Genomic DNA, 13,799 nt, shown 5'->3' with positions numbered 1-13,799 from the left:
CATCAAACGACTAGTCACCCAAGATAAGCAGTGGGGCTATTCACTGAAGCCAGGACAGAGTCGGGTTTGTCAGTAAATGGTTAGTTGGTAAAGGTGATCAGTAAGGATTAAGCACAATTACCGATTACCGATTACCGATTACCGATATATGTCCTGGGCCAAGCTTGTAGCCCCAGTTGCGATCGCACTCTGGTAATAGCTTCCATTAAAACTAATTTAGAGAGGTATTTGTAAATGGTAGGTTTGTTTAAGGGCAAAAAAAAATCCAAGGGCTTCTACATGCAGCTAGACGAAAGCGAAACTAGCACCCCCCAGCAAGCGGCGGTAGAACAGAAGCCAGAACCGGCTAAAGCTGAGGCAACAGTGGAAACTCCGACCCCAGTAGCAACACCTGAAGCTTCTAAGCCCAAATCTGCTCGTCAAGCCAAGAAAGAAAAACAAGCTAAGGCGAAGGCTGAAGCAGAAGCTCAAAAAAAGGCAGCTGCTCCTGAGCCAACACCAGTAGCGCCAATCAATTCAGCAGCAGCACTTCTCGGCAAAAAGGCAAAAGGGCAGCCGGAAATGACGTTTGCCACCAAATATGTACCAATGATCATGCCTCGTCGCCGTCCTGGTCCTAGCATGAATAAGTTTATGGACATGGCTGCTCAGATGCAGACCCCTCGTTAATAGATTAGTCATTAGTCAAGAAACACTAGTCCACTATATAACTGAAATGCTGGATCCCAAGGAGTCTCGACCAGGCGAAATAAGTCGATATGAGACTCCAGTTTTTCTAGCAGATCTTGGTAGTCTAGTGCAGTTTGCGCAAAGGTGGTAAAGTCAGACCATACTGGTTTCTCAAGTAGCCGAACATTTAAATAATCAGCTAAGTTGTTCCAGTTGACTCTTGTAGTGCTTTGGTGTATACGAGAGTCTTGGGATTGCTTGTTCTGATGAGAAACTGGCTTGAGGGTTAGAGCAATTCCTTGCTGAAATTGATAATTGCGATCGCATAGTCTGAGAATACTGTGGCGCTGTGGTAAATGCAAGTCACAAACCATGGCATAGTCTAAGGTTTGGGTTTTACGAGTTAAATTCCGTCGCGCATCTAAGTCTACTACCTTCTCAAACAAAGGCAACCGTCCGTCTACTCGTTGGGTAACTTCCGACCAGTTAAAGCTAAAAGACCCCAACTGTCCCTGAGAGTTGTGACAAACTACAGTAGTTTCCTGGTCACTACTGTCAGAAAAATACTTAACTTGATAGATATTAATTCTTTTGATATCTGCTACAGATGCCCACAAACATTTTATTGATGCTTCTCGCAGTAAGGAGCCATAATACTTAAGTTCTCCCACAGGTCCAGTGCGGTATAAACGCCAGCCTCTCGTAGGTAGCTGTAGCCTTGCCGTGTAAGGGTCTATCCCCAGGATACGAGCTAAGTGTTGAGCTGCTTTTGGTTTATCTTGTTGGCTGATCGGCTTTAGGACTAATACTCCCAATTGATTACTTTCAGGGTCAGCCGTTGCTTGGGCTAGGGCTTGTCGGCGCTGTTCTTTTGCCGTAGCTTCTAAGCGTGCTAGTCCCTGACGAGCTTGCGCCATAATTTTAGGAACAGGTGTTCCTTTCAGTAACTGTCGATAGATTCTTTCAGCTGCTTCTAGCTTACCTCTGACTTCCTGGAGCCGTCCTAGATAAAGCTGTGTCCAGGGATTATTGGGCTCTTGCTTCAGAAGTTGTTTAATTAATCGCGCAGCAGTTTGATAATCATGGTGCTCAAAAGCATCAGCAATTTGCTTAAGCATGATAGCGTTAGGTGTTAGATCACCAAGTGTTAGACATTCGGTCTCTCGCCTTTAACTTAAGTGTAAAATCAGATGCTCCTAGGGAGCAGTTAAAATCGCTGACTTTTTGTAGTCTTAAGGGATATTTGGGATTATTAAGGTATTAAGTTAAATTAGCGCTATACTTTAGCCGAATTTATCTAGCGCTCACTTTTTAAAGTGTTAAGGGGTATTTGGGGTAATTAAGTGAGTAGTTTAAATTAGCGCTATACTTTAGCCGAATTTATCTAGCGCTGATTTTTTGGGGTGTTAAGGGGTATTTGGGATAATTAAGTGAGTAGTTTAAATTAGCGCTATACTTTAGCCGAATTTATCTAGCGCTGATTTTTTGGGGTGTTAAGGAGTATTTGGGATAATTGAGGGAGTAGGTTAAATTAGCGCTATACTTTGGTCGAATTTATCTAGCGCTAATTTACAGCTGTTTTCAGATGAATCGACCTCACTCCCTTTAGCTACAAGCCCCCGTGGGTCCCCCAATTCTGGGGGACTTTAACTCAATTTCCCCCCAAAATTGGGGGGCTAGGGGGGCGAAAATTGCTGTAAATCAAGATAATTACCGTTAATCAGAATCTTCTCTATCTCCCTACTCCCTACTCCCTACTCCCTACTCCCTGACAAGTTTGTTACAAAAGTTTTTCAAATATGTTATAATTAAAGATTATTTATATGCTATAGTAGTATTATAGACGTGAAAACGTTAAGAGCCAGCCAACGATTTTCCAGGGTCTAGGGCTGGCTCTAGTCCCCCAGTTAAGGAGATACCTAAAATTATGACGTACTCTGAACGCCTCTATCCATGGGCGGTCATTCACCTATTGCCACAAATGCAACGGGTCGTTGTTGGTCGTTACCGGAACCGGTCCGATGCCGAGGGTCACTTGCAGGCACTCAAACGACTGATGCCCGATGGGAAATTTATTATTATTTTTGATTTGCCTGAGCCTATGGATGAAGAACCTGAGGAGACTAGGGAGTAGGATTGAATGCGATCGCACAAGCGATCGCATAATTTCTTAGATTGTTGGAATTTAGGATAACTGTTGAAATTTCCAACAGTGAACGATTTTCACCCTTTGTTGCTGTTGCTAGCGCTGTCGTGATTATCTAAAATTGCTGTAATTTTCGATAACTAAAGAAATTGCTCAACAAGGCGCGATTGACATGCAGTCACGCTACGCGAACATGATTATCCAAAATTGTTGAAATTTCCGACAGTAAAGGATTTTCACCCTTTGTTGCTGTTGCTAGCGCTATCGTGATTATCCAAAACTGCTGAAATTTCCGATAACCAGGGAAATTGATTAACCTGGCAATATCGTGATTATCCAAAATTGCTGGAATTTTCGATAACTATCGCGCGTTGATTAAGCTAGCGCTATTGACATGCAGTCACGCTACGCGAGTCACGCGTTTCGGCAAAGCCGACGCTACGCGAACGCAAAGCGTGGCCATTCGCGTAGCGTGGCCCAAAGGCCAAGGGCTCAGCTTCCGCGCTTATGCGATCGCGAATTGCTGAAATTTTCGACAGTAAAGGATTTTCACCCTTTGTTGCTGTTGCTAGCGCTATCGTGATCATCCGAAATTGTTGTAATTTTCGATAACTATCGCGCGTTGATTAAGCTAGCGCTATCGTTATTAGCCCAAATTGCTGGAATTTTCGATAACTATCGCGCGTTGTTCAAGCTAACGCGATCGCGATTATCCAAAATTGCTGTAAATTCCGACAGTAAAGGATTTTCACCCTTTGTTGCTGTTGCTAGCGCTATCGTGATCATCCGAAATTGTTGTAATTTTCGATAACTATCGTGCGTTGATTAAGCTAGCGCTATTGTTATTAGCCCAAATTGCTGGAATTTTCGATAACTATCGCGCGTTGCTCAAGTTAGCGCTATCGCGATTATCCAAAATTGCTGTAAATTCCGACAGTAAAGGATTTTCACCCTTTGTTGCTCAACAAGGTGCTATCGTGATTATCCCAAATTGCTGTAATTTTCGATAACTATCGCGCGTTGCTCAACAAGGAGCTATCGTGATTATCCCAAATTGCTGTAATTTCCGACAATCCAAGGATTTTCACGGCTTTGTTGCTGTTGCTAGTGCGATTGACATGCAGTCACGCTACGCGATCGCGATTATCCCAAATTGCTGGAATTTACGACAGTCAGAGGATTGAGTGGAAAAATTTAACTACTGTTATAGTTATCCACAGCTTAAGCTTGCCAATGTGAATGATAGGGCGATCAACACGGCTGAAGGCGTACGCACAATCATCCAAAATTGCTGAAATTTCCGACAGTCAACGAATTGGACTGAAAAAGTTATCCCAACCTTATGTCATTAACCTCTCATTATTGAGAATTGCCCACTCTTTCAAACTGATCATGCCTCAAAATTTAGGGCATAAGGCAATAGAAAGACCTAGTATACCAGCAATTCCTAACTATAAGGGTTTATTAGTCATAAGAATAGACGAAAGAATGGATTACGTCCTTTTTCAATTTTACTTCCTGGAAAAGGATGGTTTTCGAGTTGACAGCGACGAAAAGTGGGATTGCTACCTTTAGCAATCTCAACTTCTGGAGCAGCATTGCCATAGATTTCGCAATCTTCGATAGTGCCTAATCCATTGTTTGTAATCAAAATCCCGGTTTTTTTACCATCATAAATCCGACAGCTACGGATAGTGGTATTGCTACCTTTACTGATATCAACTCCTGGAGCAGTATTGCCATAGATATCGCAGTTTTCTAGGGTTCCTAATCCATTGTCTGTAATCCAAATTCCGTCTTTTTTTCCATCATAAATACGACAGCGACCAATCGTGGGATTGCCAACTTTGTCAATATACACTCCTGAATAAGTATTGCCATATATGTCGCAGTCTTCTATAGTTCCTAATCCATTATATTTAATCGAAATACCGCAACTTTTACCATCATAAATCCGACAGTTACGGATAGTGGGATTGCTACCTTTAGAGATCTCAACTCCTGTATCAGTATTGCCATAGATGTCGCAGTCTTCTATTACTCCTTGACCATTATCTTTAATCTGAATCCCGCTACCTTTTCCATCATGAATACAGGAGCGACGAATAATGGGATTTGCTTTAGAACCACAAATAACTATACCACAGTCATAGGCAGTCAGATCACAATCTTCAAGGATTAACTCTCCCTTGGGGACACACACACCTACAGTGCATTCTCGCAAAGTTAAGCCTCGCACTATTGCATAGTCTGTTTGCATCAGAATGCAGTTCAGGTTAGTGCCCTCAATAACAATATCGGAGACTTTCCCATCTCCTAAAATTTCTAGGGATTTATCAATAACAATGCTTTCTCTATAAATCCCTGGCTTTACTAAAATTATGGTTTCAGGTTGGGCATTTTTAATCGCCTCGCCAATTGTTGTATAGTCAGCCGGATCCGATTTAGCAACAACTACGGTTTTCTTTGAATAAAAATTACTTGTCACAGTCTAAAAGTATTTTCAGTAAAACGACAAAAATAACTTTATAACCAGTTCCAAATTTATTGATAGAAGAAGCTTCACCCTTTCTATACCAAATATTCTATCCCAAATTGAAGCTGCTCTGATAAATTTTTATATAAATAAAGATTGCTGATGGAACTCTATCCTACATTCCACAAGTATACTTAGATATATAAATAGTATAGCAGTTTTTAATTGGGTGAAGTAGTTTGCTTATCTTTTTAAGGCAGAAGGCAGAGGGCAGCAAGGCAAGAAGGTCTTAAAAGCAATCAGCGCCAATAAAATTTAACACAAGCTTACACTGACATGAGCGCTCACCCCAGATTGGGAGAACGATTCACTGCTAGTTCCCCTAAACAGACCCAAAAATAGTAAAGTCCCACTAGCCAAAAAGTTTAGTCAAAATTTCCACAGAAGGATCAACTTCCAGCCACACTGTAGCTCCACAATCCTTGGGACAATTGGGTTGATAAACCAACCGAGACGGTCCTTTGATTTCCACATAATGACCGTAGGTGTTGCGATTACCTTGTTTGACGGTTAGGACAGGCTCGTAGGTGTTGTTCTTTTTATTTTGCCTAATCACGTTCTGGTTGACATGGATGTAAGTGGCTACCTTTTGGAAACCTTTTCTCCAGGTTCCCTTTGGTCCACGGCGACCGGGACTGACCTTGGGCAAGCCATTAAATAGGGGAATTTGCCAAAATCTACCAACTTTTTGAGCGCCCTTAATTCTGCCATTTTTGAGAAGTTGACGGACTCGTTGGACACAAATCCCTAGAAGAAAAGCTGCTTGGGTAGTTCCGACCACTGTCATTTTTTTTGCTCCTTTAATTAGCGCTATACTTAGAATAACACATTATTTCTGTATTTGCAAAATTTTTACAAAAATTTACAAAGTGATGCCGGGAATTTAAATAGCGCTACTCTTTTAGGGGTTGTAAAGAGTATATGGGATGATTAGGGTTGATGGCTATACTATAGCGCTAATTTTATTTTGGGATTTATGGAAGCTTTACTATAGCGCTAATTTTATTTAGGATTTAAGGGATATATAAAGTAATTGGATTTAATCTTTCTTGTTAAAATAGCGCTATAGTTATCCAGATCAAAGATTATCTAGCGCTATTTTTGTTTAAGGTAATTTATATTAGCACTATAGTTTTCAAAAAGCGATGTCCGATGCCGATGGATGTTATTAATTGCTTAAGCAAAATCCTAACCGTTTGCCTTAACTGATGATTCCAACACTGCTGCTACTATAGACAAGCTAACAATAGGAGCAGTGATAGCTCGGAGAATACGACTTCCTAGAGAAACAGCGATAAATCCAGCAGCAGTGGCTTGTTCTAGCTCTTGAGTTGTCCAACCACCTTCCGGTCCGGTAGCAATGACAATGCCAGGATGTTGAGCAGGGTCTGTTTGACCAGTATCCAATCCTAATCGTAAATCTAATAAGCAATTGAGTAGATGGGGAGCCTTTCCCCGAGCTACACAAATATAGCGATAGGCTTCTAGGGTTTCCGGTAACTGAAGACTATCGAAAAAGTCAACAGGGTCAAGAATTTTCGGAACAACTTCCCGTTCTGATTGCTCAGCTGCTTCTTGGGTAATCCGTCGCCACCTCTGGAGCTTTTGAGGGCTAGGATTGAGTAACGTGCGATCGCTTTTCAACGGCACAATCCGAGTCACTCCCAACTCCGTTGCCATCAGACAAATTTGCTCAAATCCACTCCCTTTAGGCATAGCCGCCATCAAGGTTACCTGTTTAGGCAATTCCGTTTGAATGTGCTCAGATGCGACAATTTTAGCTTGAGTCAAATCACCTTCTAGCTCGCTAACGTACCAGCCACCCTCTCCATCCATAGCAATAAAGCGATCGCCTTTTCTCAGCCGCAACACTCTAATTAGATAATGCTGTTGGGCATCAGTTAAAACAATCCCTTGGTCTTGACACTGTGTAGGTGATATCACCAACCGTTGCATACTGATTCTCTGACTACTGTTATTTCCAGAGCCGCTTTTCCCTCTTAACAGACTGTTTATTTAGGATAATAAGCACGGAAGAACGAGAATGTATTATTCTTCATTCTCAATTCTAAATTCTAAATTCTTCATTCTAACAGACAACCTTCAACCTTCAACTTCTCCACCAACTACCACATTCCGAATCCTTAAACTTGGTCCTGCACAACCTACAGCTAAGCCACTTTGTCCACCTTTACCACAGCCACCGGATTCATCCCAATAGAAATCATCACCAATAGCTTCAATATCAGCTAAGGTCTTGAACACGTTACCAGAAAGGGTGACATCTCGCACAGGTTCAGCAATTTGACCATTGCGAATCATCCAAGCTTCTCCAGCGCTAAAGGTAAACATTTCGCCATTAGTCATACCTCCTAGCCAATTGCGAGCATAAACTCCTACTGTGATATCATCGAACAACTGTGCTACTGGAGTAGCTCCAGGTCCTATCCAAGTATTAGTCATCCGAACAATCGGGGGATAGTGGTAATTGAGACAACGAGCATTACCAGTAGGAGTTTCCCCTAATCTACCAGCAGTTTCACGGGAGTGAAGACGTCCAACTAATACACCATCTTTAATCAACTGAGTGGTAGTGGCTGGAGTGCCTTCATCATCGTAGAAATAGCTACCCCGGTGTCCTTGGGGAGCAGCTCCATCAAAGATTTGTAATTCTTTTGGGCCAAAACGACGCCCTATACTCATCACTTCTAGTAAGTCAGGATTTTCATAAGCCATGTCCGCTTCAGATAGGTGTCCAAAGGCTTCGTGGACAAACAAACCAGTCAGGATGGGGTCAATGACTACTGTATAATTACCACCCGTAACTGGTGGTAATAACAGAGCATCTATAGCACGTTGAGCTGCTCCATGGACTTGTTGATCAAGATTGGTCAGGTCTTCATAGCCTTGGCGAGAGCCAATGGTTTCTCTACCAGTATGAACAGTATCACCATTACGAGCAGTAGCAGCAAAACGCATTTCGATATCAGCCCAAGACTGCTCTATCAAGGTACCTTCGGAAGTAGCAATGATGATGCGCTGGTTAACATCCCCATACCGGACAGAAGTAGTAGCAATGCTATTGTCATAACTTCTGAGAATTTGATTGTAGTGATCGCATAATGCTTTCTTCTGCGCCAAGGGAATTTGTCTAGGGTCTGTACCAGTCAGGGGTAACTGGCAAACATCCTGTCTTGGTTCAATGGGAGCAAGGGTGGTTTCTTCATTACCCACAATCCGAGCTGCTGCGATCGCATCTTCGACTCGTTCTTTAATAGCACTAAGCTGGTTAAAACTCGAAAACCCCCATCCTCCCTTATAACATGCTCTTACTTGTCCACCGATAGACAGACCTTCACTAAGGGTTTCGATCTTGTCGCCCCGCAATAAAATGCTAGTTCCTTCCGCTTCTTCTAAGCGAATGGCTAAGTAATCGACACGGGAGCCATATTGAGCAATTAGGTCACAGAGTAAGTTTTTGGTATCGGTTAGGACAATGGACATAGTAGGGGAAAGAGCAAGGAACTATTCTATTGTGCAATGATTAGGGTATCGAGCGCTATTGTAAGCTATCAGCCATCAGCCATCAGTCATCAGCCATCAGCTATCAGCTATCAGCTATCAGCTATTACCTATCAGCTTAGGTTGTAAGTTTTACGTGATATAATATTAAGACTTACACTATAAATTAGTCAACATAAGCAGCCAGATAACGCTCAACCCTAAGCGCTTCAATAAGATTGACTACTTCTAACAATTAACTCTATTATCTGAGGGGGTGACATGAGCCCTGAAAAGCTTACTAGGTAAGGCTTTGATGCCAATTATTTCAGGAAAGATAAACTCCCAAATTGACCCTTCTTTGATGTTCTGGACGCTCAAACCCTTATAACTACGTCCAAGGTCGGTCCAAAACAGCATGTATCTTTTTGTAACAGATGAGCTGAATATCTTACCCAGTAAGGATTTTAGCTTGCATGTCACCCCCCCAGCTCTATTATACATAATTATCATCTACCTCTCAATGGATAATTATCCTTTATATTTTGATTATCATAACCATAATTAAATATCTAAAACCAATAATATTATTGCTTACTTCTTGATGTAGTGTCTAGTATACTTGCCGACTTTTCTGGCCACTATCCCATAATTATCACTAACTTTCAGCAAGAGATTGAGGGCGAGTGCTATTAATAATATGTGACATAATACCGAGCAGAGCCTCTAAATTACCAATAAAGTGTTCTTCTGACTCAATAGAAACCGAATTTTTGACTAATTTCATAAATTTCCAGAGGCTGCCAGTTGTAACTCCACCATAGATAAACGGAATAGGATTATTTTTTTGCTCATTAAAAAGTTGAGCAGCAACCATTTCAGCAATACACTGAGGGATAGCGGATTTAAGGTTATCGTTTTTTGCTTCAACTAGAATAGCAATGGGAGCAGTAACATCCAACTGTTCAGGAGAATGACTAATCATAAAATCACACCTACCGTTTAGCCCTTTACTTTTATCAATAGTAAACTCTGTCCCAGAGAAAAGGCTGATTTGACGGTTAAATTGCTTGCGAATTTCCACTAAAATAGGAGCAACAATCAATTCAGAGCGGGCTTTTTCGGTATCGATTTCCAATCCTAGAGGTAGGTTTTCTGCTAGAATCTCTTTTAATAAAGGGCTAGGAGTAACTGCTTCAACTGATTCAAACAAGTTAACTCGTTCTTGAATCGATAAGTTAAATTGATGTTTAAGTGTATCTAGAGTAAATTCACTGTAAGACATTTTATTAGCTTATATATATCTATATATAGCTGTTTGTTATCGGTTGATGCAGAAAGTTATGGCTTATGGTTTTTAGGGAGTAGGGAGTAGGGAGTAGGGAGTAGGGAGTCAGGATTCATATTTCATAAATTTGACCTATTGTCAAGGGTAGTATTATTGACAAAACAAATCGGATTACTAGATGGGATTACTTTATGCGTTCGCGTAGCGTGGCCTACGGCCAATCGCGTAGCGGCTCTTAAAGAGCATCACACTCACTTTATATACTAACAAAATAGTCACTAATTATGGTAGCATCAACATTAGTTGGTCATAGAGCAAAAATTATCTCTTTATAAGACTGGCTTAAGGATTACCGGAATAATACCAAATAGGTAGAGGGAGAATTAGTTAAAAAAAACGGTATCACCTTAACGCACAGTCTAATTCACGCTCAACTCCCCACTTACTTGGGTAATCAACCATGAAGCTTCAACAAACTAGCTATCATAATCGACCTCGATAATCTCAGTATATTCAAACTGATTTGGACTACGCCTTACCAAATCATAACGATTTCCAGCTAGCTCAATAATATCTTCTTCACAATCAGACTTAGGAGAATTGTAAGTCAACACATACTCTTTACCAAGAAAAGGAAGTATCTCATCAGCCACTTCTCCTCGCCACTGAGTCTGAGTCACTAAAACTACTAATTGATTCGCTAGTCTAGGCAAGATATGAGCAATTCGCCGACGATAGATTTCATCCAAGCTTCCAAAGGGAGAATCCATTACAATAGGAAAAGTACTACTATCAGGTCCCATCAGAGAATGCTCTTGACTCCAATCCCTAACTCGGTCAATAATTCCCCCGATAAAGGATAAACTTAGAATCTGATTTTCTCCCGTAGACGCAGCAACTAGGTTTTCTGCCCCAAGAGTACTTTCTACTAAGGTTAACTCATACTTATCACTCAACTTAGGAATGTAGGGTGTAAAGGAAATTGAGATAAATATCTCCTGGACCCGCTTTTCCAAAGAAGTCCGAAACTGAGTTTCCAAACGTTCCCTAACTTCAATTAAACGTTCAATAGAATCTTGAGCAGCAGCAATCCGTCGCTGTATCAACGCCTGCTTACTTTCATTCATTTTGTGCTTAGCAATCTGCTTATCCTTTAAGTCAATGTCTGTATCCAACTGTTCAAGTTGTTGTTGATTCCCTCCTTGTTCTAGAGTTAGCTCCCGAATCCTAGTATCTATCTCATCCAACTGTTGTTGGAGCAGACTGATATCCTCATCGGGAAAGTTACGTAACTTTTTCTTGATATCATCTAGTTGGGTCTCAATTCTAGAAAGCTCAGTTCTTCCCTGAGCAATAGTATCTTGTTGTTGGTCAACATCTTGCCAAAACTCAGGCACCTGTTGGCTAATTTCATCAACCTGGGAACCCATCCTTATTGCGGTTTCTTCCACTTCAGCCATTCCGGCTTTATCCATCCAGGCTGCTACTTGCTGATGAGCATGAGTTCCCTCAGTTAATTCTACACCACAGATACAGCGCTTGTGTTTGAGTAAATCCCCAACAAATTGCCGCTTAATCCCAACAGGTAATTCTCCTCTTTCGGTGATTAAATCTTTGACAATTTCTTGAAAAGTTGAGCTTACCTCTGAGAGCAGCACCGTATAGCCACGAGTTGATATAGCTCGTTTCAAAATATGTTGGCTTTGTTTTAGCTGTTCTCTAATTAACTTTTCCCTAGCTTCTAGTTCATCTCGCAGCTGTTGTAACTCCTGAGCGCCACCGAGTTCTAATAAGCGTTGACCAATTGTCTTCTTTAGCTGATCTTGATCCTCTAACTCCTGCTTGATTTCCCTTTGACGCTTTAGTAGACTCTGGCTCGTCTTTTCCGATTTTCTCTGTTGTTTAAGCAATTGCTTAGTTTCTGAGTCGCCAATTAAAGACAATTCATAGTCTAAGGTTTTTTTCGCTTCCCTTAAATGTTTAATGGAGCGATTTAAAACTTCTACCCCTAGCAAGGTCTTGGTTGCTTCCGCAACTTCCGACTTTTTATCCGAGCGTACCAGTTGTTCAATTCGTTCCCCATCAAAAAAGAAGTATTGGTGCAAACTAGCTGGTAAAATTTGACCAATAATATCCTCAGGTAGTTGTTGAGGCAATAACCAGCGTCCATCATCTCCAGCAATTTGGAGATACAGTTCCGTGTTACTTTGCTCAACTCCTACCTCAGTTTTGTAAGTACGACATAGACGTTTGACTTGGTAGCGTTTATTATTGTGTTCAAATGCCACTTCTACCCAACAGTCTACTGGTTTATTGAACTGAGCTTCAGCAAGAGCTCGCTTATTCAGCAGTTGGTCTTCTGAGGCAAAAGCAGCACTAAACTTTTCATAGAGTACCCACGAAAAAGCATTTAGTATGGTAGTCTTACCAGCACCATTATTCCCATGAATAATCGTAGTGTTTTGCTCACCACTGGCTAACACAATCACGGGAGTTTTACCATAAAACTGACGAAAATTACATAGCTGAATCGATAACAGCTTCATTGCACTTCTTCCTTGACAATTCTCAAGATATCATCATTAATATTACGGGGAGTTTTCATATAGAGTTTATCCTTTTCTGCTTGCAATACTCGCTCTATAATTCGGCGCACTTCTAGGGGAGCAGTGATAATCGGCTCCTGGACATCATGGAGTTCATTTTTGCTAGGAGAATAAGTAGAAGATTTTTCAGCTACTCTTCTGGAAATGACTGATGTAGCACCACTGGTAGAGTATCTAAATGTCATAACCGTATTTTTGAAAAAAGCGACTAACCTGTCAGATCGTATCCGGTTGTTTAGGTAGTGTTCTTTGTTATTGTTTGTTTTGGTAATCGGGAATGGTTAATAGGGAATAGCTTAGTACTAATCACACTTACCAATTCCCTATTACCAATTATCAATTACCCACGCTTTACACTATCGATGTTTCCGGACATGATACCATATATAGCCTGATTAAATTTATTGTAAGACTTTATTGTTTATTTATACTATAACCCAAAAATTTTGCAATATCTTAATAAAGAGGGTGACCCAAACCAGTACTCTATCTCTGTAGGTTTTTAGTTTTCGATTGAAACCTGCCCACAATCACAGACAATCAAAAATGAAAAACGCAATTACGGCCTTCGGATTTTCTCTATTAACTTTAATGTTGCCCTCTGAAGCTAGGGCATATGATTTAGATTTCAGTAATCTTTATGTGTTTGGTGATAGCCTATCGGATCCTGGCAATGTGTTCAATAGCAGTAAAGCAGGCAATCAGGTAGATCCCACCATTCCCCTCACCCCCCAGAGTCCACCCTACTTTCAGGGACGTTTTAGCAATGGTCCGATCTGGGTAGATTATCTAGCAGATTCTCTGGAAATAGAGCTCAAGCGATCTACTGACTTGTCTGTGGTGTTACCAGATTCGCCGATACTTTCTCCAATCACTATCACTCCCGATGGCCCTAGAGTGAGTTTTTTCTTCAATGGTGGGACTACTAGGGCATGTCGTCAGTTAAGCCAGATGACAGAAGCGGCGAGATGAATGGCTCCCAAAAAATTACGAGCAGTTTTATCAAGCGCGAGTTGCTATTGCCCTGTATTGCTTAAGTTTCTGAAAAAAGTT

General features: G+C 41.2%; 13 protein-coding genes. 4 read left to right on the top strand and 9 right to left on the bottom strand.

The genetic code is table 11. The annotated features are described in order from the left end of the window. The first annotated feature begins 234 nt into the window (after positions 1 to 234). Positions 235 to 669: a hypothetical protein gene (locus F6K46_RS22260; protein ID WP_293051746.1), complete on the top strand. Its 435-nt coding sequence runs from the start codon at positions 235 to 237 to the stop codon at positions 667 to 669. A gap of 11 nt (positions 670 to 680) precedes the next feature. Here the strand turns inward: F6K46_RS22260 and F6K46_RS22255 are convergent, their stop codons facing one another. Further along, the gene (locus tag F6K46_RS22255; RefSeq protein ID WP_293046800.1) at positions 681 to 1,787 is read right to left on the bottom strand and encodes a tetratricopeptide repeat protein; all 1,107 of its coding nucleotides are present in this window, start codon (positions 1,785 to 1,787) and stop codon (positions 681 to 683) included. An 809-nt stretch (positions 1,788 to 2,596) separates the two neighbouring features. Here F6K46_RS22255 and F6K46_RS22250 point away from each other — a divergent pair. After that, the gene (locus F6K46_RS22250) at positions 2,597 to 2,803 is read left to right on the top strand and encodes a hypothetical protein (RefSeq protein ID WP_293048364.1); all 207 of its coding nucleotides are present in this window, start codon (positions 2,597 to 2,599) and stop codon (positions 2,801 to 2,803) included. A 398-nt stretch (positions 2,804 to 3,201) separates the two neighbouring features. On the opposite strand, the gene F6K46_RS22245 is transcribed toward F6K46_RS22250, so the two are convergent. Then, positions 3,202 to 3,402 (bottom strand): hypothetical protein, encoded by a 201-nt coding sequence (locus F6K46_RS22245; RefSeq protein WP_293051749.1) that lies wholly within the window; start codon positions 3,400 to 3,402, stop codon positions 3,202 to 3,204. Between the two features lie 453 nt (positions 3,403 to 3,855). Here F6K46_RS22245 and F6K46_RS22240 point away from each other — a divergent pair, with 453 nt between their 5' ends. Next, on the top strand, positions 3,856 to 3,999 hold the full coding sequence (locus F6K46_RS22240) for a hypothetical protein (RefSeq protein ID WP_293046807.1): 144 nt from the start codon (positions 3,856 to 3,858) through the stop codon (positions 3,997 to 3,999). Between the two features lie 284 nt (positions 4,000 to 4,283). Here F6K46_RS22240 and F6K46_RS22235 read toward each other — a convergent pair whose 3' ends face one another. From F6K46_RS22235 to F6K46_RS22205, 7 genes are all read right to left on the bottom strand, one after another. Next, positions 4,284 to 5,303, bottom strand: a complete 1,020-nt coding sequence (locus F6K46_RS22235; protein ID WP_293051752.1) for a right-handed parallel beta-helix repeat-containing protein — start codon at positions 5,301 to 5,303, stop codon at positions 4,284 to 4,286. A 400-nt stretch (positions 5,304 to 5,703) separates the two neighbouring features. Next, a complete protein-coding gene (locus F6K46_RS22230; RefSeq protein WP_293051754.1) occupies positions 5,704 to 6,138 on the bottom strand; it encodes a helix-turn-helix domain-containing protein in 435 nt (144 codons plus the stop codon). Positions 6,139 to 6,539: 401 nt separating this feature from the next. Then, positions 6,540 to 7,307, bottom strand: coding sequence for a 16S rRNA (uracil(1498)-N(3))-methyltransferase (locus F6K46_RS22225; protein WP_293051756.1), 768 nt, complete (start codon positions 7,305 to 7,307; stop codon positions 6,540 to 6,542). A 147-nt stretch (positions 7,308 to 7,454) separates the two neighbouring features. Next, complete coding sequence (locus F6K46_RS22220) at positions 7,455 to 8,855, bottom strand: TldD/PmbA family protein (RefSeq protein ID WP_293051760.1); 1,401 nt, start codon at positions 8,853 to 8,855, stop codon at positions 7,455 to 7,457. A gap of 655 nt (positions 8,856 to 9,510) precedes the next feature. Beyond that, a complete protein-coding gene (locus F6K46_RS22215) occupies positions 9,511 to 10,137 on the bottom strand; it encodes a hypothetical protein (protein ID WP_075896053.1) in 627 nt (208 codons plus the stop codon). A gap of 479 nt (positions 10,138 to 10,616) precedes the next feature. Continuing rightward, positions 10,617 to 12,686 carry an AAA family ATPase gene (locus F6K46_RS22210; protein WP_075896051.1) on the bottom strand — a complete coding sequence of 690 codons (2,070 nt, stop codon included), beginning with the start codon at positions 12,684 to 12,686 and terminating at the stop codon, positions 10,617 to 10,619. Further along, complete coding sequence (locus F6K46_RS22205) at positions 12,683 to 12,931, bottom strand: hypothetical protein (protein ID WP_008191425.1); 249 nt, start codon at positions 12,929 to 12,931, stop codon at positions 12,683 to 12,685. Before F6K46_RS22205 ends, F6K46_RS22210 begins: the two co-directional genes overlap by 4 nt. 361 nt (positions 12,932 to 13,292) lie before the next feature. Between F6K46_RS22205 and F6K46_RS22200 the strand changes: the two genes are divergently transcribed. Beyond that, the gene (locus F6K46_RS22200; RefSeq protein WP_075896049.1) at positions 13,293 to 13,718 is read left to right on the top strand and encodes an SGNH/GDSL hydrolase family protein; all 426 of its coding nucleotides are present in this window, start codon (positions 13,293 to 13,295) and stop codon (positions 13,716 to 13,718) included. The last annotated feature ends 81 nt before the right edge of the window (positions 13,719 to 13,799 follow it).

It is taken from the genome of Moorena sp. SIO3E8 (assembly GCF_010692445.1).
Taxonomy (GTDB): domain Bacteria; phylum Cyanobacteriota; class Cyanobacteriia; order Cyanobacteriales; family Coleofasciculaceae; genus Moorena; species Moorena bouillonii.
Note: the sequence above shows the minus strand (reverse complement) of the source record. Positions and strands in the feature narration are given on the sequence as shown.

What these genes read in the sequence shown, in the direction of transcription:
- F6K46_RS22225 (WP_293051756.1), bottom strand. Translation starts at nt 7,307, where the DNA reads ATGCAACGGTTGGTGATATCACCTACACAGTGTCAAGACCAAGGGATT.
- F6K46_RS22215 (WP_075896053.1), bottom strand. Translation starts at nt 10,137, where the DNA reads ATGTCTTACAGTGAATTTACTCTAGATACACTTAAACATCAATTTAAC.
- F6K46_RS22250 (WP_293048364.1), top strand. Translation starts at nt 2,597, where the DNA reads ATGACGTACTCTGAACGCCTCTATCCATGGGCGGTCATTCACCTATTG.
- F6K46_RS22260 (WP_293051746.1), top strand. Translation starts at nt 235, where the DNA reads ATGGTAGGTTTGTTTAAGGGCAAAAAAAAATCCAAGGGCTTCTACATG.
- F6K46_RS22205 (WP_008191425.1), bottom strand. Translation starts at nt 12,931, where the DNA reads ATGACATTTAGATACTCTACCAGTGGTGCTACATCAGTCATTTCCAGA.
- F6K46_RS22245 (WP_293051749.1), bottom strand. Translation starts at nt 3,402, where the DNA reads ATGATCACGATAGCGCTAGCAACAGCAACAAAGGGTGAAAATCCTTTA.
- F6K46_RS22210 (WP_075896051.1), bottom strand. Translation starts at nt 12,686, where the DNA reads ATGAAGCTGTTATCGATTCAGCTATGTAATTTTCGTCAGTTTTATGGT.
- F6K46_RS22200 (WP_075896049.1), top strand. Translation starts at nt 13,293, where the DNA reads ATGAAAAACGCAATTACGGCCTTCGGATTTTCTCTATTAACTTTAATG.
- F6K46_RS22230 (WP_293051754.1), bottom strand. Translation starts at nt 6,138, where the DNA reads ATGACAGTGGTCGGAACTACCCAAGCAGCTTTTCTTCTAGGGATTTGT.
- F6K46_RS22255 (WP_293046800.1), bottom strand. Translation starts at nt 1,787, where the DNA reads ATGCTTAAGCAAATTGCTGATGCTTTTGAGCACCATGATTATCAAACT.
- F6K46_RS22220 (WP_293051760.1), bottom strand. Translation starts at nt 8,855, where the DNA reads ATGTCCATTGTCCTAACCGATACCAAAAACTTACTCTGTGACCTAATT.